A 19,017-nucleotide genomic window follows, 5' to 3' on the forward strand; every position below is an offset into this window, starting at 1 on the left:
GCTCACCGGTTCCTCACCTTCAGCGACAGGTTTCCGCTGAGAGTCCAGTAGGGACGCACCAGCAGCGTGTGTTCCGAGTCCACCACCGTGTGGGGCAGGAATGTCTGATAGTTCCTGGGCACTCGAAGCCAGGGGTCTGGATGCGAAATGCCACCGTGTGCTCCTTCCGTGGTGACCTCGATGTCCATCAGAACCGGCCCCACGTGGCCAGTCGGGCAGAGTCGTGCGAGCAGGTCGGCCGTCACGACGAGTCCCGGTCCGGCGGTTGGGATTGCAACGCTCTCTCCGTCCTCGTCCCTCGCGCGCAGTGAGGCGGCGGAGAGCACGAGATCTGTTGAGATCACGAGTGCCGACGGCTCATCGGTCCACGTGAGGCTGCCAAGCAACGGGGCTTGGAGCTTCCTCTGCTTCCCCTCCTCGATGAGCAGCGCGCCGTTTCCCTTCCTGACCACAAGCCGGTCGATCAGCGGGTAGCTCTTGTCCCGGGTCTGCCGCACCTTCATGGATGAGAGTGAGACCTCCCCCTGGTCAGTCATGACGCGGATCTTCGTCCCGGGAACCAGGCGGCTGTCCTGCGACAGCTTGGCGAGCACGAACGATCTCCCATCCTGGTCGTAACGCAGGAGCTCCTGCAGTTCGCTGGAAGTCGTGCCGGCCGCAGCTTCGACCTGAGCCGACAGTTGGGCAACGGGAGCCTTGGACGAGATGAGAAAGGTCAGGACATGTTCATCGGCGATGGCCACGTCCGTCAGCGCCGGTCCACTGGTCGCAGGACCAGCAGGCGTGCGGATCCCCTCCACACGGGCCACCAGCTTTCTGCGCAGCCTCTTCGCCGCAGGCCGCATCGCCTCCGGCACCAGATCCTTCATCGCCATCTGCAGTCCCTCTCATTCACCTGTTCTGGTCCACGCTGCCTCACGTGGGTGGTTCCTCACAACTCGAAGCCGCTCGCAACGGGGAAATAACGCCGAAGGTAAGCGTCGAAGGCCTTGGCCTTGGCGTCGTCGAGCGCGGTTCCCGTGTCATTGAGGCAGAACACCGCGAACTGCCTGGATCGCAGCCATCGGGCGAGCACCTGCTCGATGTCGGGGCGGCTGATGTCTGCGTAGTTGTAGGCGATCCGGGACACGACTGCCCGCCCCGTCGCCGCCCCGTACCGCTGGGCGAGCCCTGACACCACCGAGTGATCGGTGTGTGAGCGGAATCTGGCCCGCACGTTGCCCTCGAAGACCTCAGGGAACCGCTCCTCGAGCTCATTGAGCAGAGAGACGAGTTGGGCGTGCGGCGTGTGCTTCAGCTTCGTCGTGATGGTCCGTCCGAGCGCCCGCTCCAGGAGGTCGCGGTTGTTCTTCGCGGCACTCGTCACCGAAACGTCGTCCGGACGGCTCGGCCCAGGGTCGATCGTCGCCCTGCTGGGGAAGAACCGCGCCTGTCCTGCACCCGTGTAGAAATCCTCAGGCCACACGGTCGAGCCGAAGAAGACGTCGTCGTTGAGATAGATGAAGCGCTCGGAGAGCCCGGGGATGTGGTGCAGCCTCGATTCGATGGCGTGCGAGTTGAACAGGGGGACCTCATCCTCGGTGAAGAGGTCGCGGTGGTCGACGACGGTGAGTCGCGGATGCTCGCGGTTGAGCCACTCGGGCACCTGGGCGTCGGTGACGAGGTAGAGGTGGTTGAACCAGTTGGCGTACATCTCGACGGACCGCAGCGAGTAGCGCAGTTCGTCGTGGCTCACGAACCGGGACGCCAGCTGGGCGTCCACCGTGAACCCCGTTCCCTCCCAGCGTGCCCGCTTCTCCAGCCACGCGAGATCGGAGCCGTCGACCCACGTGTAGACCAGGTCGACCGGTTCCGTGACGGCGTCGATCGATGGCAAGCGCACGGCGTCGGTGCCTGGAACAAGCGTCGCCCGCACCGCGGGGCTGAGCTCTGAGGCGTATCCGTTCGGCTCCAATTCGCCACGAAGGAGGGTTCCGATCTCGTGCTCTCCACCGTCGACGCGGCGCACCCCTCGCTGCGTCACCTCGCTCCACCGTTCGAGGCAGACATGCATGGATTCGTCGGCCAGCACGTGGCCACCGGGGGCGACGAGCCTGCGGAAGAGCAGGCACTCCGCACCGGCCGGGGCTTCGGCTGCGTCGGAGACGGGAACGGCGCGGCGTCGCCCCTCGGCTGCCCAGAGCGAGCGGGTCCGAGGGTCGCCGGCGAGCAACGTCCAGGCCCTGGACCAGTCGTTGTCGCTGACGACGAGAACGCAGGGCCGAACACCTGGCAGCTCGTGAACTGGGACGGTGCCCTCGCTGAGGACCTCGACGATCCGGCCGCGTAGGTCTTCGAGGTGGGCGTGGGCATCGAAGCTGGTGGCGATCTCGGCACGGTGGGGATGCAGCAGCGATCCGCCGAGCTGATCGCCTTCCCCCGGAACTCCGAGCGAGCCGGCCCGCAGCGTGCGGACGCGCTCGACGAGGCGTCGCTGGGCATCGGTCTCGCCATGGATGATCGCCGAGACGCCTCGACGCCCACCGGCCGGCAGGGCACGGTAGAGGCGCTGCGCAAGCTCACCGACCCGCTTCTTCAGGCCACCCACGTCGTTGTCCTCCCTCGTCTGTTTCGCCCCATGCTCACACCACCGGTGGCCGTCCGTGGACCGCCATCCTCCAGTGCGTGGACCACTTGAGCTTCTTTCTCCGCGCCCCGGCCCAGGGGCGTTCGCTCCATCCGTCTCCCCAACCGTCCCACCACACGCGGTCGTCGGTCTCGGGCAGGTCGCGGATCAGGTGCTGCAGCGTCCATGCGGAGACGTACAGCCAGGAGAATGGCCAGTGCAGGCATCGCCGCGCCAGCCAGACCCGGTTACGGGCGTTCATGTAGTGCAGTTCGCGGTGTCTCGACTGGTCGATCACCGGGTGCGCGACGCTGAGGTCGCCGCGGTACTCGACCCGCTGGCCCAGGTCCCAGACCCGCCACGCGAGCTCGATGCCCTCGTGCGCGTAGAAGAACTCGTCCGGCCATCCCCCGGTCGCATCGAAGGTGGAGCGGGGAAGCACGACCGCGGTCTCCAGCACCGAAAAGACCTCGCTGCTGCGCGCCGGGTCGCCCTTGCGCAACCGCGGGATCCAGCGCCTCGGCTCCTCGCCGCGTCGGTCGGGGTCGATGATCCGTGGCTGGATCATGCCGAGGGTGGGGTCGGTGCGGAGCATGCCGATGGCGTCGCTCAGGAAGGTGTCGGAGAGGAGCCAGGAGTCGTCGTCGAGGAAGAAGATGTACTCGCCGCCGACCTGTGCGACGCCGGCGTTGCGTCCTGCGGGGATGCCGAGGTTCTCTCCGAGCCGGTGCACCCTGACCCCCTCGGGCACCTCCACCGGATCCGAACCGTTGACCACGACCACCGCGTCGAGCTCGACCCCCTGCTGGGAGACCAGCGAGCCGAGCGCCCGCTGGAGTTCCTCACGACGGTTTCCCATCGTGAGGATGACTGCCCCGACCGTGATCGGGGCGCTCATCGTGCGGCCAGTCTCGGCGACACCCAGATCGCGATGAAGTGGCCGACGATGACCGGCCAGATCAGCACGGCGAGCGCAACGACGTACCAGGGCCAGACGGCGGGGATGAACAGAGCGACGACGGCCACGGCCAGTGAGACGAGGGTCAGCTCGATGGAGTGGAACATCCGGTGGAACGGGACGAAGCGCGCGACGCGACGCAGCCGGGCGAGCAGCGAGCCACCGGAGATGGCTCGGACCGCCGGCTGGTCGGGCAGCCGCTCGAGGCCCGAGTTGGTGCGCGCGAGCGTCACCATCATGTTGAGCGACTTGTTGAACCAGATGCCTGCCGCCAGCGCGGCCCCGATGAACATGAAGCGCCAGTCGACGGGCTCACCGAACCAGGAGAACGCGACCGAGACACCGAGGAAGGCGCCGATGGAGCCCTCGGCCACGTAGTGGCCGATCTGGTCGAGGAAGATCCCGCGCGGGCTCATGGTCTCGCGCCACCGCGCGACCTCCCCGTCGCAGCAGTCGAGCAGCATCTGGAACTGGGCGAGCAGGGCGGCGACCAAGGGTCCCCAGAGCCCCGGAATCAGAAGCGCAGGCCCGGCGAGGCCGCCCGCGATGATCATGAGCCAGGTCACGCCGTTGGCCGTGATCGGGGTGCGCACCAGAAGCCAGGTCAGATAGATCGACAGCCGACGCATGTACAGCGTGCCCGTCCAGTGCTCGGCCGAGCGCTCCATCACCCAGTCCGGCTGGACGACGGCGCGCAGTTCCCCCAGGGTGGGGGCGGCTGGGCGGGCGGTCATGTGCGGCCGGCCTCGTAGGCCTTCACGACCTCGTCGGTCGGCCCGTCCATGACCAGCTCGCCCTTGTTGATCCAGATGGTGCGCTTGCAGGTGTCGCGGATCGACGACATGGAGTGAGAGACGAGGAAGATGGTCCCCGCCTCGGTCGCGAGTTCCCGGATCCTGGCCTCGGAGCGCTTGCGGAACCGCTTGTCGCCGACGGCGAGCGCCTCGTCAATGATCAGGATGTCGTGGCTGCGGGCTGCCGCGATCGAGAACTTGAGCCTTGCCTGCATGCCCGAGGAGTACGTCCGCATCGGCAGGTCGATCGAGTCCCCTAGTTCGGCGAACTCGGCGATGTCGGCCTTGAGCTGCTCGACCTCATCCCGGGAGAACCCCATGGCGAGGCCGCCGAGCACTATGTTGCGCGACCCGGAAAGGTTCGGCAGCAGGGCTGCACCCACGCCGAGCAGGTTGGGGCGCGACCGGGCGTAGACGGCGCCGGCCGCGGGCGGCGTCAGACCCGTCAGCGCGCGCATCAGCGTCGACTTGCCGGAGCCGTTCGAGCCGATCACGCCGATGGTCTCGTTCTCGTAGGCGGTGAAGGAGACACCCTTGAGCGCGTGCACCTCACGGATGCCGCGCGTCATGTTGAGCAGCCCGCTGCGCGCCGCGCCCGCGGCCTTGCCGGACGCGAAGACGCGGTACTTGACGTGCAGATCGTCCACGACGACGACGGGGACGCGGGCCTCACCCTGGTTTGCCTCAGTCACGTCCGTACCGCTCTTCCGCCCGCCAGAAGAAGATGGCTCCACCGAGGAAGATCACCACAGAGCTGACCGCGAGCACCGCCCAGTAGTAGTTGGGGTAGGCATTCCCACCGATCAGGTGATGGCGCGCGATCACCAGCACCTGGTAGAGCGGGTAGAAGTCGAAGATCCGGAGCACGACCGGGTGGTTGGCAAGGATCTTGTCCACCGCGAAGAGCACGCCGGAGCTGTAGAACAGCAGCCGGCTGATGAACGGCAGCAGCTGCGTCAGGTCCGAGACGTGCACCGTCAGCCGTGCCGTGATCAGCGCGATCCCCGCGTTGAAGAGCGTGAAGCACAGGATCAACGGGATCATCAGCAGCCATTCCCACCTCGGGAAATGGCCGAAGAGCATCAGGATGGGGATGAGTACCACCATCATGATCAGGAACTGCAGGAACCGTTCGACGGTGGCAGCCAACGGAAGCGTCATCCGCGGGAAGGCGAGCGACTGCACCAGGTTGCGGTTGCCGCTGATCGCCTTCGAGCCGTCGTTGAAGCAGCCCTGGAAGAACTCGAACAGGAAGACGCCGATCACGACGAAAGCCGGGTAGTCAGGCGGCCGGTTGCCCGCCTGGAGCAGCCCGAAGATGACGCCGTAGATGCCGGCGTTGAGGATCGGACGCAGCACCACCCAGGCCAGGCCGAGCCGGTTGCTCTCCAGGCTGGCGCGCATCCGGAAGCGGGCCATGGTAGCGATGAAGTCGCGACGGCGCCACACCTCCGCCAGATAGCTGGGGAACGATGGTCGCGCACCGACCCGCGGCAGGTTCCATTCCTGCACAAGGGGGGGCAGTGTCACGTCCGAGGCACCTTTCGAGAGCGGTCAGGGGTGGCGGGGAGGTCGACGCGGGCGTGCCGCCCGCGTGGAGGACACTCCACGCACATCGAGTCATGTTACCCCCGGGGCACGGGGGCGTGCCGGACGGCGTACCCGTGAGAGTGTCGTGAGTGAACCTCAGGAGGCGGCCGCATCGGCCGGTGGGAACCACCTGGAGAGTTCGTCGACGGTGCCGAGGTCGGCGAAGTCGCCGGTCACGTCGTCGGCGACGGCCTTGACCTCGTCCGGAGCGTCACCCATGGCGACACCGCGGCCTGCCCACTCGAGCATCTCGATGTCGTTTCGCCCGTCGCCGAGCGCGAGGACGTCGCCCGCCGCGATGCCCAGCTGATCGCACACGATCTGCAGACCGTGCGCCTTGTCCACCCCCTGCGGGGCGATGTCGAGCCAGGCCGACCAGCCGATGAAGTAGGCGACCTCGTGCAGCCCGAGCTGCTTGACCAGCTCGGAGAACTTCTCCTCGGTCGACTCCGGATCGCGGATGATGACGCGGGACACGTCGCGGGAGGCGAGCTCCTCGAGGGTCTCGATCGAGGTCTCACCGAGCAGCTCCCCCTCGGGGAACTCCCGGCTGACCCGCCAGTGCAGCCCGTCCTGGACCGCGATCCTCGCGTCTGGGGCGAGCTCGGCGACCCTGCGCACGACCGGCGCGGGATCGAACCGGGTCTCGTGGTGGATCTCGAACGGAGGGTAGGTCACCACCATGGCGCCGTTGGACGACACCGCCCAGCCGTCCGGGAGCCCGAGCTCGTCGAAGACAGTCTTCGTCGCAAGCCAGGAGCGACCGGTCGAAAGGACGACGGGCACCCCGGCGTCGACGACCCGACGCACGGCGGCGTGCACCTCAGGTGGCATGACTCCGAACCCGTCGACCAGGGTGCCGTCGATGTCGAGGGCGACCAGCTTCGGGGTGAACGTGGGCATCTCAGCCTTTCGTCGTGGGCGCCTCAGGAACCGATCCAACCAGCGCACGTCAGGCGACCGGCTCCAGCACCTCGCGGCCGCCGAGGAAGGGCCGCAGTGCCTCGGGAACCCGCACCGACCCGTCGGCCTGCTGATGGTTCTCCAGCAGCATGATGATGATGCGGGTCATCGCGCAGAGGGTGCCGTTGAGCGTCGCCACCGGGCGCACACCGTCCTCGAACCGGCCGCGGATGTTGAGCCTGCGGGCCTGGAACTCGGTGCAGTTCGACGTCGAGGTGACCTCGCGGTAGCGCTGCTGCGTCGGCAGCCACGCGTAGCAGTCGTACTTGCGGGCGGCGCTGAGGCCGAGGTCGCCGGAGGCCACGTCGAGCACCTGGAACGGCAGCTCGAGTTCGGTGAGGAACTCCTTTTCGTAACCGAGCAGCTTCTGGTGCCAGTCCTCGGCATCTGCCGGGTCGCAGTAGACGAACATCTCGACCTTGTCGAACCAGTGCACGCGGAAGATGCCGCGGGTGTCCTTGCCGTAGGAGCCCGCCTCCCGGCGGAAGCACGGCGAGTAGGCGGCGTACTGGCGCGGCAGCGAGCCACCGTCGAGGATCTCGTCGGAGTGGTACGCCGCGAGCGCGACCTCGGAGGTGCCTACGAGGTACAGGTCGTCGGCCTCGAGGTGGTAGACGTCCTGGGCGGCCTGCCCGAGGAAGCCGGTGCCCTCCATCGCGGACGGCTTGACCAGCGCGGGCGGGATCATCGGGGTGAACCCCCACGACGTCGCCTTGTTCATGGCGAAGTTCAGCAGCGCGATCTCGAGCTGCGCACCGATACCGGTGAGGACGTAGAAGCGCGAGCCGGAGATCTTGGTGCCGCGCTCCATGTCGATGGCGCGCAGCCCCTCGCCGAGTTCGAGGTGGTCCTTCGGTTCGAAGCCCTCGGCGGCGAAGTCGCGCGGGGTGCCGATGGTCTCGAGGATGGAGCCCTCGTCCTCGCCGCCCTCGGGGACGCCGTCGATGACGAGATTGCCGAGCTGGGACATCAGCTCGGCATAGCGGGACTCGGCCTCACCGGTCGCAGCCTGGGACGCCTTGACGTCTGCGGCCAACTGCTTGGTCGCCGCGAGGAGCGCCGCCTTCTCGTCGCCCTTGGCCTGAGCCACCTGCTTGCCGAGCGACTTCTGCTCGGCCCGTTGGGTCTCGGAGGCGAGGATGGCGGCACGGCGGGACTCGTCCGCCGCGATCAGCTCGTCGACGAGCTCGACCGAGGCGCCGCGGGCGGCCTGGGAGCGTCGGACGCGATCGGGATCGACACGCAGCCACTTGGGATCAATCATGTGGCCAACTCTACCGATCCCGACGGCCTTGGCCGCAGCCGCTCCGGGCGCGTCCGGAGCCGCGGCTATGGTGGCCGGGTGCGAGCGACGAGGAGACAGCCGATTCCGGCCGAGATCTGGGTGCTGGTCGCTGCGGCTCTGCTGATCGCGCTCGGGTACGGTCTCGTCGCCCCGATCCTGCCCCAGTTCGCGCAGTCCTTCGATGTAGGCGTGATGGCCGCGTCGGCGATCGTGTCCATCTTCGCCTTCGTCAGGCTGGTGTTCGCCCCTGCCGGGGGCGCCCTCGTGTCGAAGTTCGGCGAGCGGCGGATCTACCTGATCGGGCTCAGCATCGTCGCGCTCTCGAGCGCGCTCAGCGGCCTCGCCGACAGTTACTGGATGCTGCTCGTCTTCCGCGGGCTGGGCGGCGTCGGCTCGGTGATGTTCACCGTCTCGTCCATGGGCCTGCTGGTGCGGCTGTCACCGCCTGCACAGCGCGGGCACACGTCGTCGCTGTACGGCACGGCCTTCCTGCTCGGCAACATCCTCGGCCCGATCCTCGGCTCGGCGCTCTCGGGTCTCGGCCAACGGATGCCGTTCTTCCTCTACGCGGGCGCCGTCGCCATCGCCGTGCTCGTCGTGATGATCTTCCTGCGCGGCGGCGCGGGCGGGCGTCCGGCGCCAGGGGTGGTGCAGGAGCGGATGACCCTCCAGGAGGCGCTGGGGCTTCCCTACTACCGGGCGCTACTGGTCACGGGCTTCGCCCACGGCTGGTCCAACTTCGGCGTGCGGATCGCGCTGCTTCCGCTGATGGCCGCGGCCGTTCCCGCGATCGGGAGCGCGGCCGCAGGCATCGCGTTGACGCTGTTCGCGCTGGGCAACGCGGTCACCCAGCAGGCGACGGGAAGGCTGATCGACAGACGGGGACGGCGTCCCTTCCTGGTGCTCGGGCTGGTGATCTCGGCCGCGGCGACCCTCCCCTTCGGTTGGCTGGACACGCTGCCCTGGTTCCTCGGGTTGTCCGTCGTGGCGGGAGCCGGAGCGGCGTTCATCGCCCCCGCCTCGCAGGCCCTGCTCGCCGACCTGATCGGCTCCAACCGCAACGGCGGCCAGGCTCTCTCCACCTACTCGATGGCGACCGACCTCGGGTCGATCGCCGGAACGCTGCTGGCCGGCGCCATCGCCGACATGGTGGGGTTCGGCTGGGCCTTCGCGGTGACCGGCATCATCATGGCCATCGCGGCAGTGCCGTGGTTCATGGTCAAGCGGCGGTTGGCCTGACCCCATGCCTCACCCCACCGCGTTCACCAGGTTCTGGCTCGAGCGGTTTCCGAGAGATTCGGCACCCGACGGAACGTGGTTCGTCGGCCTGCGTGAGGACCTGACGCATGCGATCCAGACGATCCTGACCCTCGACGGGCGACGACTGGTCGCGGCCTCGCCCGCCTTCGCCGCCCGCGCCAGTCTGGTCGACGGCGCCAGGCTCGATGACGACGCGCTGGTCGAGGCCGTAGCACGGGCAGGGGCGAGGCTCAACGGGCCAGACCACATCTTCGGTTTCGACGACGCCCACCTGCCACGCCTGATGGGTGAAGGAAACGCGGCGTCGATCCGTCGACTCGGCCCCGCAGACGCCGACCGCTTCGCCCGCCTCACGGACACCTGCAGCCCCTCCGAGGTGGACGAGGCCTACGTGGAGGTCGACCATTGGGCCGCCTTCGGGCTGTTCGATGGCGACGAGATCGTCTCCGCGGCCAGCGCCTACCCATGGCGGGACTCGGTGGTGGCCGACATCGGCATCCTCACCCGCCCCGATCACCGTGGCCGGGGTCACGCCCGGGCGGTGGTGCGGGCGATAAGCAGGCACATCGTCGATGAGGGGTACCAGCCGCTCTACCGCTGCCAGGTGGACAACCTCGCCTCTGCAGCGACCGCGAGACGCTCCGCAATGACCCGGTTCGCCCTCTGGGACGTGATCCCGGACGACACCTGAGGGCTGCCTGACGAGGGCCGTCGACGGGATGTTCTGCCGACGCCGTGGGCGTCAGCGCGCTCAGCGTGGGAGAATCGTGGGATGCTCCGCCGCGCCATCCCCTCCGTCGTGACGCTGCTGCTCGGGGTCGCGGTCGTTGCGTGGACGGTGTGGCTGCCCACCTCGCTCGACGCCCTGTGGCCGTGGCGACCTGTCACCGAGGGTTCGACCGGCGGGCTGCTCGCGGTCATCTGGGCCAACGTCCTCCAGCCCGTCGTCGCCTACATCATCATGTTCTTCCTCGTCGGGGCGCTCTTCCGACATCGTTGGCGCGACCTCTCCGGTTCGATGCTCCTCGCGATCGGCCTGACGGTCTCGATCACCACCGTGCTGAAGTCCCTCGTCGGCCGCACGCGTCCCGACATGATCGGACATCTCGACGCCCTCGCTTCCTACCCCTCCGGGCATGCCGCCGCGGGAACGGCCCTGGCGATCGGGATCGTCCAGACCACCTGGGCGCTCTCCCGGCACCTCCGCACCACGGTGCTCGTCGCGGTGGCCTCGGCCCTGCTGGCCGCGGCCGTTGCCATCGGGCGGCTCGTGCTCTCCGTCCACCACGTCAGCGACGTCCTCGGCGGCGCGATCGTGGCCCTCTTCTCCGCCGCGCTGGCTGCGACGGTGACCGGCGCGTGGAACACCACCCCGCCGATCCAGAACCCACGGACGATCCACGTGGTGTGGCATCCGGGCCGGGTGCGCGGTCGCCGCTCGCTCGAGCGCTTCCTGTCCCGCGAGACGGCCAGGCGCGGCTGCCCGCCACCCGTATGGATCCCCACCACGGCCGAGGACCACGGCGCGGGAATCGCACGCGAGGCGGCTGTCGACGGTGCCGACCTGCTGCTGACGGTCGGCGGCGACGGCACGACCCGGGAGGTGCTCGGCGCGCTCGCCGGGAACCCTGTGCCGGTCGGGCTCATCCCCTCAGGCAGCGGCAACCTGCTCGCCACAAACCTTTCCCTCCCCCTCGACGCCGCTCGCGCGGTGCGGGTCGCGCTGGCCTCGCCGGCACGCCCGCTCGACCTGCTCCGCGTCGAGGTCGACGGCGACGCCCCGCGCTGGGCGGTCGCGATGGTCGGCGCAGGCGCCGACGCCGCCGTCCTGCGCGACACCTCCGAACGGGCCAAGCGTGCGGTTGGGCCGTTCGGCTACCTGCTCGCCGGGCTCCGGCACGTCGACGTGGACCCGGTCGCCACGACGGTGACCCTCGACGGTGACACCGACCGGCTGGACGCGTCGCTCCTCCTGGTGGGCAATGTCGGGTCGCTGCACCCCGGTGTCACCCTGCTCCCGGCCGCCGATCCCTCGGACGGTCGGCTGGATCTGCTCGTGGCCACCCCGAGCGTCCGCTCCGAGGTGCTCGCCATGATCTCCGGGGTGCTGACCCGGCGCCGCGACATCGCGGGGCTGGAGCGGCGTTCCGGCCACGAGGTCGCCATGCTCGCGGAGCACCCCGTGCCGTTCCAGATCGACGGGGACGTGGTTGGCGACGTGACCCGGGTGCGGGTCACCGTCTCCCAGGGAGCAGCGCTGATCGTCGCCTGAACGACGGCGACCCTCCGGCGGAGGGCCGCCGTCGAGGTTCACTTCCTGCCGAAGACGGGACGGAGGACCGCAGTTGCACCCATCCGTCGTTCCACCTGGGCGGATGCCCTGATCGCGGCGGAGCCTGGTAAATCGGCTCTTCACAGAAGGCAGTGGGTTGAAGGGGAGCGTTTGAGCGACTGCTGACCCGGGGCCCTGCAGCGTTGGTGGGGCCGGGGTGGGGTGGGGGCCCTCGGGTTGGCAGGATGAAGGTGTCTACGCCTCATCTGATCACCCAAGGGCCCTTATGCGAAACGCTACCCCACCTTCCCTTGACATGTTCTGCCGGCTCGACCGTCTCGGGCTGACCGTGACCGCGCAACGGGTCGAACCCGACCACACGGTCCTGCGCTGCCGGCCCACCACCGCGCCCGCGCCATGCCTCGGCTGCGGCGAGCGCGGAATCCGCCACGACTCGGTACTACGGCGCCTGGCGCACGTGCCGTACGGCTGGAAGCCCACAATCCTGGAGATCGTCGTTCCCCGCTACCGCTGCCTGGAATGCCGCCGGATCTGGCGACACGACATCCGGGCCGCAGCTCCGTCGAAGGGGAAACTCTCCCGCGACGCGATCATGATGGCGGTCAAGTCCATCGTGGTTGACCGCATGTCGATCGCGAGGGTCGCAGCCAATCTCGCAGTGGCGTGGAACACGGCCTGCGACGCGATCCTGGCCGCCGGCGCCGAGCTGCTCATCGACACCCCAGGCCGGCTGGATGGGGTCACCGCGATCGGGGTGGATGAGCACGTGTGGCGCCATACCCGCCGCGGCGACAAGTACGTCACCGTGATCATCGATCTTACTCCGACAAGGACCGGAACCGGCCCTTCGCGGTTACTGGCCGTGATCGAGGGCCGATCCAAGCAGGTGTTCAAGGACTGGCTCGAGGCCCGGACGCAGGCGTTTCGAGACTCGGTGGAGGTGGTCGCGATGGACGGGTTCACCGGCTACAAGTCAGCCGCCGTCGAAGCGATCGACACCGTCGTCACCGTGATGGATCCCTACCATGTCGTGGCACTGGTCGGCGACAAACTCGACCAGTGCCGGCAACGCATCCAACAGGAGACCCTGGGGCATCGTGGCCGTTCCGGGGACCCGCTCTACGGCATCCGACGCGTCGCCCGGACCCGCGCCGCGCTGCTCACCGAGAAACAGCAGCACCGCCTCCTGAAAGTCCTCACCGACGAGCGTCACGCCGCCTTCGAAGCCACCTGGAGCGTCTATCAGGACGTCATCTCCGCCTACCAAGCCGACGACCCCACCGAGGGCAAGGCGATCATGACCCGGCTCATCGACAGCCTCCAGAGCGGAGTCCCAGCCGGCCTCAACGAGCTCAGATCACTGGGCAAAACCCTTCATCGACGCCGCGACGACATCCTCGCGTTCTTCGACCACCCCGGCACGTCCAACGGCCCCAGCGAAGCGATCAACGGCCTGCTGGAACACCTCCGCGGGACAGCCAGAGGGTTCCGCAACATCGTCAACTACACCGCCCGATGCCTACTCGACGCGGGCGGGTTCAGACCCATGATCCACTCACTTCTGTGAAGAGCCGGTTACCTCACGGTGAAGCCCGGCACTGTGCGCCGAGGCGCGGAGGCCGCCGCCGAGGCGCTACAGATACTGTTGGAGGCAAGCTATGACGAGCCTGTCACTCGCCTGGGCCAGGCCGGGCACAAGACGAACTTATAGCGTCCTGCGGGGAATCGCTTTTTTAGCGCGATCTCCTGGTGCCATGGACGAGCGTCGTGCCTATAGAACAGGTTGGTGCTTAGGTCGTGCTCGAAGTGTGCTGAGGTGTGACACCTCTTTCAAGCTCCGCGACGGCGGCATAGAGATCTCGGAGAGACTTGTCCGACATGTCCACGATTGGTTCATACATGAAGGAATTGACATGAAGATTCTCGGGCGTCATTAGCAGCACAGTCCGAAGGGTTACTCGAGCAGTTTCGTCTCCGAGACCTCTACCTTCGAATTCCTTATAGAGCTTCCAAGTTTGGTTCGCAGTTATTCCGGCCACAAGCTATAGTGTCACTGTAAGTCTGACAGGAGGAGATAGAACTATGGCGAAAATCATCGGCGTATCGAAGTTTGAACGGCTCTTTCGGGAGGCAGCCGGCCTGGACGTGGACAAGAACGACCTGGCGCGGCTGAACGATTTCGTGCGGCAGAAGGTCTACGATCTGTTGCTGGCGGCGCAGGCCACGGCCAAGGACAACCAGCGAGACGTCATCCAGCTGCACGACCTGCCGCTGACGCTCGGCTTCAAGGAGAGCATGCGGGCCTTCGACGGGCTGGACACCGCACTGGAGCTTCAGCCTATCCTGGATCAGCTGGTAGCCCTGCCCCCGCTCGACCTGGCCTACAGCTATGAGATGGAAGCGGAGTTGCCGCGCCTGGTCGGCGGGCTGACGGTGGCGCTGGCACGTGCCTTCAAAATCCTCGATCCTAAGGTCAAAAACCCGCAGAGCGTGCACTGGGAGCGGGCCATGGCTATCTTTGACCTGCTCTTTTAGCGTGCCGGACAAGACCTCGATTCGGGTTGCGCGTGGCAGGTCCAGCACTGCGTCAGCGGGAGGCCTGGCCGCGGGTGAGTCCAATAGCGTGGTGTCAATTCGGCTCATCATGATCCAGGGTGTAGTTGGGGTCTGAACCCGCCGGTCTCGAGCAGCGATCTGGCGATGGTATGTCGACCTCGGGGTTATGTTGACCGGCTCGGTGAGCGCCCAGGCGGGGCAGGGGTGAACGGTTGAGCCGGTCAACATAACCATTGGCTCTGGAGTCGGGGTTCGCTTGATCTGACCGGGGCGGTCGCTGGGATCGCTCGGCTTCAGGTCGAGGAGGACCGAGATGGTGGTTCATCGTGATCAGCGCCGCGCCGACGTGCGGGATGTGCTGGATGAGTTCGAGAGGTGGCTGCTCCAAGAGCGATCAGCGCAGGAGTGCACGGCTGCCGCGTACACGGCTCGCGTCGCAGCATTCGTGGAGTGGCTGCCCGCGCCGGTCGAGGAGTCGCTGCGGAAGCTGACCGCGGCGATGCTGATCGAGTGGGTGGACCTGGAAGCAGCGCGTGGGCTGATGGCATCGACGTTGGGCAAGCAGCTGGTGATGCTGCGCTCGTTTCTGCAGTACGCTCACCGCTCCGGTCGGATGGGACAGGACCTGTCCGGGGTGGTGCCGCACGCGGCGGCGTGGCGACTCTCATCGATTCCGGACCCGGTGCCGGCGGGCACGATCGAGGCACTGTTCGACTCTCTCGATCTGCGTTCACCGAAAGGGCTGCGTGACCGGGCGATCCTGCTGCTTCTTACCGGGCTCGGGCTGCGCGCTTGTGAGATCGCCGGCCTTCGGCTCGACGACATCGGCTGGCGCACCGGAAGCCTACGCATCCGGGGCAAGGGTGACCGTGTCGATGAGCTCCCACTGCCCGACGAGGTCGGCCACGCCTTGGAGGATTACGTGCTCCACTGCCGCGGCGGCAGGGTCCAGGGCGAGGAGGTGTTCTGGACGGTCATCGATCCGGTCCAGCCACTGAGCGCCAACGGTGTCTGCGGGTCGATCCGGCAAATCTGCATCAAGGCCGGGGTGGAGAAGTTCGGCCCACACCGGCTGCGGCACACGTTCGCGACCGGGATGCTCGCCACTGGGGCGACGTTGCAGGAGGTCCAGGGGCTGCTACGCCACGCGCATCTACGCACGACCGCGCTCTACGCCAAGGTCGACAAGAACCGGCTCACCGCTCTCGCACCCGAATGGCCGGCGGCCGCGTCATTGGGCAGGTGTCCACGATGAGCGGGTTGCGCGATCTGATGGACGGTTACCTGGCGACCCGGCGGGCACTCGGGTTCAAGCTCGTCGCGCCAGGCAAGACTCTGGATGCGTTCGTCGGCTGGATGGAAGACGCCGGTGAGCCCACGATCCGTCGGGATCTGGCGACCGCGTGGGCAGCACAGTTCTCCCGCGGCACGGTGCTGGAGCGACTGAACTATGTCCGCCAGTTCGCCGAGCATGTCGCCTGGTTCGACCCCGCGACCGAGGTCCCCGTCCTGGACGGACGACCCTACGGCGCTCATCGTCCTCGCCCGCGGATCTTCACCGACCAGCAGATCGACACGCTGCTGGTCGCGGCAGGCAGGCTGACCCCACGAGTCCGGGCGGCTTCCTGGCAAACGCTACTCGGACTGCTGACGGTGACGGGGATGCGGATCAGCGAAGCGAGGAACCTCAACGACGACGACATCACCATCGACGACGATGCCGGTGATGGCAGCGGTTGGGTGCGGGTCACGGACACGAAGTTCGGCAAGTCCCGCCTCGTCCCACTCCGCCCGACGACGATGACCGCGATCCGCAGGTATCGGCGGCTACGGGATCGGACGTTCCCGGTCCCGAAGACGACCGCGGTGTTTGTCGCCCGCCGAGGCACCCGGATCGCCCGCTCAACCGCGGGGAACACGTTCCGAGAGATCCGCGAGGCCGCTGGCTTGGCCGGCGGGCCGACCGAGCCGGCCGCCCGGCTGCACGACTTCCGGCACTCGTTCGCGACGAACACCCTGATCGGGCACATCCGAACCGGCGGCGATGTCGACGCGATGATGCCGGTGCTGTCGGCGTTCCTCGGACACGTCGGCCCGGAGGCGACCTACTGGTATCTGTCGAACACTCCCGAATTGGCGGCTGCTCTCGCGGAGCGCATCCAAGCGAGAGGGGGCGGTGATGAGTGACCTCGCGCCGTTGCTGCAACGGTTCTTCACCGACAAGCTCGACCGGCATCTGGATAGAGGAATGATCAAATCCTGTGGATGGTCCCCGGGGCTGGGGTGCGAGGGACGCACCTTCTCGGGGATGATCTTTCAGTAACAGAGATTCTGATCATGGGCCGACGTTGGAAGCGTTGGTCCGGGAAGGTGCGTCCATGTCCAATGTAGTTCCCGAGGGCTGGGAGGCCAACCAGGGGCAGCCGACCGAGGCTCGAGAGGGAGACGGGCCGGTGCTTGATGAGATCGTGCGTGATGGTGCCCGGCGGATGCTGGCTGCGGCGTTGCAGGCCGAGGTCGACGCTTACATCGAGCAGTTCCAGGCGGAGGTGGACGAGCAGGGCCGCCGGCTGGTGGTGCGCAACGGCTACCACGCCCAGCGGCTGGTGACCACCGCCGCTGGCGCGGTCGAGGTCCGCCAGCCCAGGGTCAACGATAAGCGCGTCGATGAGGCCACCGGTAAGCGGGCAAGGTTCGCTTCGGCGATCCTGCCCAGGTGGGCGCGCAAATCGGCCCAGGTCGCCGAGGTGCTGCCGCTGTTGTATCTGCACGGCCTGTCGAGCAATGACTTCGCCCCCGCGTTGGAGCAGTTCCTGGGCACCGGCAAGGGCCTCTCGCCGGCGGTGATCACCCGGTTGACCAGGCAGTGGCAAGACGAGGCCCGGGCCTTCAACGAACGGTCCCTGGCGGGGTCGGACTACGTCTACATGTGGGTCGATGGGATCCACCTGAAGGTCCGTCTGGACCAGGACAAGGTCTGCCTGCTCGTCATGATCGGCGTCCGCTCTGATGGCCGCAAGGAGCTGATCGCCCTGGCCGACGGGTTCCGGGAATCCTCGGAGTCGTGGGCGGACCTGCTGCGGGACTGCAAACGCCGCGGCATGACCGCCCCCACCCTGGCCATCGGTGACGGGGCGCTCGGGTTCTGGAAGGCCGTCAGGGACGTGTTCCCGGCCACGAAGGAGCAACGGTGCTGGTGGCACAAGACCGGCAACGTGCTGGCCGCGCTGCCGAAGTCTGCCCAGCCGGGTGCGTTGGCCGCGATCCGGGAGATATGGCAGGCCGAAGACAAGCCCCACGCCAAGGCCGCTGTGAAGGCGTTCGCCGCCGCTTACGGCACCAAGTGGCCCAAGGCGGCTGCCAAGATCGTCGACGACACCGACGTGCTGCTGGCGTTCTTCGACTACCCCGCCGAGCACTGGGTCCATCTACGTACCACGAACCCGATCGAGTCGACATTCGCGACCGTCAGGCTCCGTCAGCGGGTCACGAAAGGCCCAGGCAGCCGGGCCGCTGGGATCGCGATGGCGTTCAAGCTGATGCAATCCGCGCAGAACAGGTGGCGAGCGATCCGGGCACCCCACCTCGTAGCCAAAGTCCGAGCAGGCGCCACCTTCAAAGACGGCAAACTCGTCGAACCAGACCCCTCCGACCAAGCCATCCAGCAGGCTGCCTGAGAAGGCTCATCCACAGGATTTGACAATACCTCATCTGGATACCAGCCCGCACACGAAAGCCGCCTACGCCGACACGTTCCGGCTCCTACTGACCTACGCTGAGCGGGCCACCGGGATCGCGCCATCGGCGTTGACGCTGGCCGATCTCGACGCAGACCTGATCGGCGGGTTCCTCCAGCACCTGGAAACCGAGCGCGGGAACTCCGTCGCGACCCGCAACGCCCGCCGGGCGGCGCTGCGGTCGTTCTTCACCTACGCCAGCTACCGGGCACCTGACGCGATCGCCACGATCAGCCAGGTCCTCACGATCCCCGCGAAACGCACCAAGACCACGCTCGTGTCGTTCCTCACCGCCCCCGAAGCAGAGGCGCTCATCGCTGCCCCGGACACCCGGACCTGGCTCGGTCGCCGCGACCGGCTCCTGCTGCACCTGGGCATCCAAACCGGACTCCGCGTCAGCGAACTCATCAACCTGCGCGTCGGTGACCTTCAGCTCGGACCACACAGCCAACTCGAATGCGTCGGGAAGGGCCGCAAGCAACGCGTGATCCCGTTGCAGAAGAACACCGTCAAGCTCCTCACTGCCTGGCTCGCCGAGCTCCCACCAGCGCGAGAGGGGCCGCTGTTCCCGACCAACAGCGGGACACCCCTGACCAGGGCTGCCGTTGGGAAGCTCGTTACCCGGCACGCCGCGACCGCGGCCGAGAGGTGTCCTTCGTTGACAGGGAAGAACGTCACGCCGCACACGCTGCGGCACACCTGCGCGATGAGCCTCCTGCACGCCGGCATCGACACCGCCAGCATCGCGCTCTGGCTCGGGCACGCGAACATCCAGACCACGCAGATCTACTTGCATGCCGACCTGGAACTCAAGCAGCGAACCCTCGAACGCGTCCCCGCGCTCGACGAGCGGCCACCAGCCCGATACAAGGCATCCGACGCTCTCATCGCGTTCCTCAAGAACCGGTGACACCGCGATGGTTATGTTGACCCGCTCAACCGTTCACCCCTGCCCCGCCCGGGCGCTCACCGAGCC

The 19,017-nt window shown here is 67.4% G+C and carries 17 protein-coding genes; 9 read left to right on the forward strand and 8 right to left on the reverse strand.

All coding sequences use genetic code 11. The annotated features are described in order from the left end of the window. Nucleotides 1–2: 2 nt before the first annotated feature. From BW733_RS06245 to serS, 8 genes are all read right to left on the reverse strand, one after another. Nucleotides 3–875: a hypothetical protein gene (locus BW733_RS06245; RefSeq protein ID WP_077348901.1), complete on the reverse strand. Its 873-nt coding sequence runs from the start codon at nt 873–875 to the stop codon at nt 3–5. Between the two features lie 56 nt (nt 876–931). Beyond that, nucleotides 932–2,587, reverse strand: coding sequence for a stealth family protein (locus BW733_RS06250; protein WP_077348903.1), 1,656 nt, complete (start codon nt 2,585–2,587; stop codon nt 932–934). A gap of 34 nt (nt 2,588–2,621) precedes the next feature. Further along, entirely contained in the window at nt 2,622–3,503 is an 882-nt protein-coding gene (locus tag BW733_RS06255) for a glycosyltransferase family 2 protein (protein ID WP_077348905.1), read from the reverse strand. Next, a complete protein-coding gene (locus BW733_RS06260) occupies nt 3,500–4,297 on the reverse strand; it encodes a CDP-alcohol phosphatidyltransferase family protein (protein WP_077348907.1) in 798 nt (265 codons plus the stop codon). Before BW733_RS06260 ends, BW733_RS06255 begins: the two co-directional genes overlap by 4 nt. Beyond that, on the reverse strand, nt 4,294–5,049 hold the full coding sequence (locus BW733_RS06265; RefSeq protein ID WP_202970298.1) for an ABC transporter ATP-binding protein: 756 nt from the start codon (nt 5,047–5,049) through the stop codon (nt 4,294–4,296). The genes BW733_RS06260 and BW733_RS06265 overlap by 4 nt, the downstream gene beginning before the upstream one ends. Next, nucleotides 5,042–5,887 carry an ABC transporter permease gene (locus BW733_RS06270; protein WP_237268324.1) on the reverse strand — a complete coding sequence of 282 codons (846 nt, stop codon included), beginning with the start codon at nt 5,885–5,887 and terminating at the stop codon, nt 5,042–5,044. The genes BW733_RS06265 and BW733_RS06270 overlap by 8 nt, the downstream gene beginning before the upstream one ends. 156 nt (nt 5,888–6,043) lie before the next feature. After that, a complete protein-coding gene (locus BW733_RS06275) occupies nt 6,044–6,850 on the reverse strand; it encodes an HAD family hydrolase (RefSeq protein WP_077348911.1) in 807 nt (268 codons plus the stop codon). A 49-nt stretch (nt 6,851–6,899) separates the two neighbouring features. Further along, nucleotides 6,900–8,174, reverse strand: coding sequence for a serine--tRNA ligase (gene serS / locus BW733_RS06280; RefSeq protein ID WP_077348913.1), 1,275 nt, complete (start codon nt 8,172–8,174; stop codon nt 6,900–6,902). Nucleotides 8,175–8,252: 78 nt separating this feature from the next. Here serS and BW733_RS06285 point away from each other — a divergent pair, with 78 nt between their 5' ends. The 9 genes from BW733_RS06285 to BW733_RS06325 all read left to right on the forward strand — a co-directional run bounded on the left by BW733_RS06285 (nt 8,253) and on the right by BW733_RS06325 (nt 18,951). After that, a complete protein-coding gene (locus BW733_RS06285) occupies nt 8,253–9,434 on the forward strand; it encodes an MFS transporter (protein WP_179947142.1) in 1,182 nt (393 codons plus the stop codon). Between the two features lie 4 nt (nt 9,435–9,438). Next, complete coding sequence (locus BW733_RS06290) at nt 9,439–10,146, forward strand: GNAT family N-acetyltransferase (protein ID WP_077348917.1); 708 nt, start codon at nt 9,439–9,441, stop codon at nt 10,144–10,146. Between the two features lie 81 nt (nt 10,147–10,227). After that, nucleotides 10,228–11,727, forward strand: a complete 1,500-nt coding sequence (locus BW733_RS06295; protein WP_077348919.1) for a bifunctional phosphatase PAP2/diacylglycerol kinase family protein — start codon at nt 10,228–10,230, stop codon at nt 11,725–11,727. A 286-nt stretch (nt 11,728–12,013) separates the two neighbouring features. Further along, the gene (locus BW733_RS06300) at nt 12,014–13,315 is read left to right on the forward strand and encodes an ISL3 family transposase (protein ID WP_077348921.1); all 1,302 of its coding nucleotides are present in this window, start codon (nt 12,014–12,016) and stop codon (nt 13,313–13,315) included. A gap of 515 nt (nt 13,316–13,830) precedes the next feature. Then, nucleotides 13,831–14,283: a DUF1931 family protein gene (locus BW733_RS06305; RefSeq protein ID WP_058954393.1), complete on the forward strand. Its 453-nt coding sequence runs from the start codon at nt 13,831–13,833 to the stop codon at nt 14,281–14,283. A 334-nt stretch (nt 14,284–14,617) separates the two neighbouring features. Next, nucleotides 14,618–15,559, forward strand: coding sequence for a tyrosine-type recombinase/integrase (locus tag BW733_RS06310; RefSeq protein WP_077348923.1), 942 nt, complete (start codon nt 14,618–14,620; stop codon nt 15,557–15,559). Beyond that, entirely contained in the window at nt 15,556–16,491 is a 936-nt protein-coding gene (locus BW733_RS06315) for a tyrosine-type recombinase/integrase (protein WP_161490154.1), read from the forward strand. The genes BW733_RS06310 and BW733_RS06315 overlap by 4 nt, the downstream gene beginning before the upstream one ends. Before the next feature lie 191 nt (nt 16,492–16,682). Next, entirely contained in the window at nt 16,683–17,981 is a 1,299-nt protein-coding gene (locus BW733_RS06320) for an IS256 family transposase (RefSeq protein ID WP_077348779.1), read from the forward strand. A gap of 19 nt (nt 17,982–18,000) precedes the next feature. Beyond that, entirely contained in the window at nt 18,001–18,951 is a 951-nt protein-coding gene (locus tag BW733_RS06325; protein WP_202970299.1) for a tyrosine-type recombinase/integrase, read from the forward strand. The last annotated feature ends 66 nt before the right edge of the window (nt 18,952–19,017 follow it).

Origin of the sequence: Tessaracoccus flavescens, assembly GCF_001998865.1 — a bacterium.
GTDB classification, from domain to species: Bacteria; Actinomycetota; Actinomycetes; order Propionibacteriales; family Propionibacteriaceae; genus Arachnia; species Arachnia flavescens.

What these genes read in the sequence shown, in the direction of transcription:
- BW733_RS06245 (WP_077348901.1), bottom strand. Translation starts at nt 875, where the DNA reads ATGGCGATGAAGGATCTGGTGCCGGAGGCGATGCGGCCTGCGGCGAAG.
- BW733_RS06320 (WP_077348779.1), top strand. Translation starts at nt 16,683, where the DNA reads ATGTCCAATGTAGTTCCCGAGGGCTGGGAGGCCAACCAGGGGCAGCCG.
- BW733_RS06255 (WP_077348905.1), bottom strand. Translation starts at nt 3,503, where the DNA reads ATGAGCGCCCCGATCACGGTCGGGGCAGTCATCCTCACGATGGGAAAC.
- BW733_RS06305 (WP_058954393.1), top strand. Translation starts at nt 13,831, where the DNA reads ATGGCGAAAATCATCGGCGTATCGAAGTTTGAACGGCTCTTTCGGGAG.
- BW733_RS06275 (WP_077348911.1), bottom strand. Translation starts at nt 6,850, where the DNA reads ATGCCCACGTTCACCCCGAAGCTGGTCGCCCTCGACATCGACGGCACC.
- BW733_RS06260 (WP_077348907.1), bottom strand. Translation starts at nt 4,297, where the DNA reads ATGACCGCCCGCCCAGCCGCCCCCACCCTGGGGGAACTGCGCGCCGTC.
- BW733_RS06300 (WP_077348921.1), top strand. Translation starts at nt 12,014, where the DNA reads ATGCGAAACGCTACCCCACCTTCCCTTGACATGTTCTGCCGGCTCGAC.
- BW733_RS06295 (WP_077348919.1), top strand. Translation starts at nt 10,228, where the DNA reads ATGCTCCGCCGCGCCATCCCCTCCGTCGTGACGCTGCTGCTCGGGGTC.
- serS (WP_077348913.1), bottom strand. Translation starts at nt 8,174, where the DNA reads ATGATTGATCCCAAGTGGCTGCGTGTCGATCCCGATCGCGTCCGACGC.
- BW733_RS06310 (WP_077348923.1), top strand. Translation starts at nt 14,618, where the DNA reads ATGGTGGTTCATCGTGATCAGCGCCGCGCCGACGTGCGGGATGTGCTG.
- BW733_RS06315 (WP_161490154.1), top strand. Translation starts at nt 15,556, where the DNA reads ATGAGCGGGTTGCGCGATCTGATGGACGGTTACCTGGCGACCCGGCGG.
- BW733_RS06290 (WP_077348917.1), top strand. Translation starts at nt 9,439, where the DNA reads ATGCCTCACCCCACCGCGTTCACCAGGTTCTGGCTCGAGCGGTTTCCG.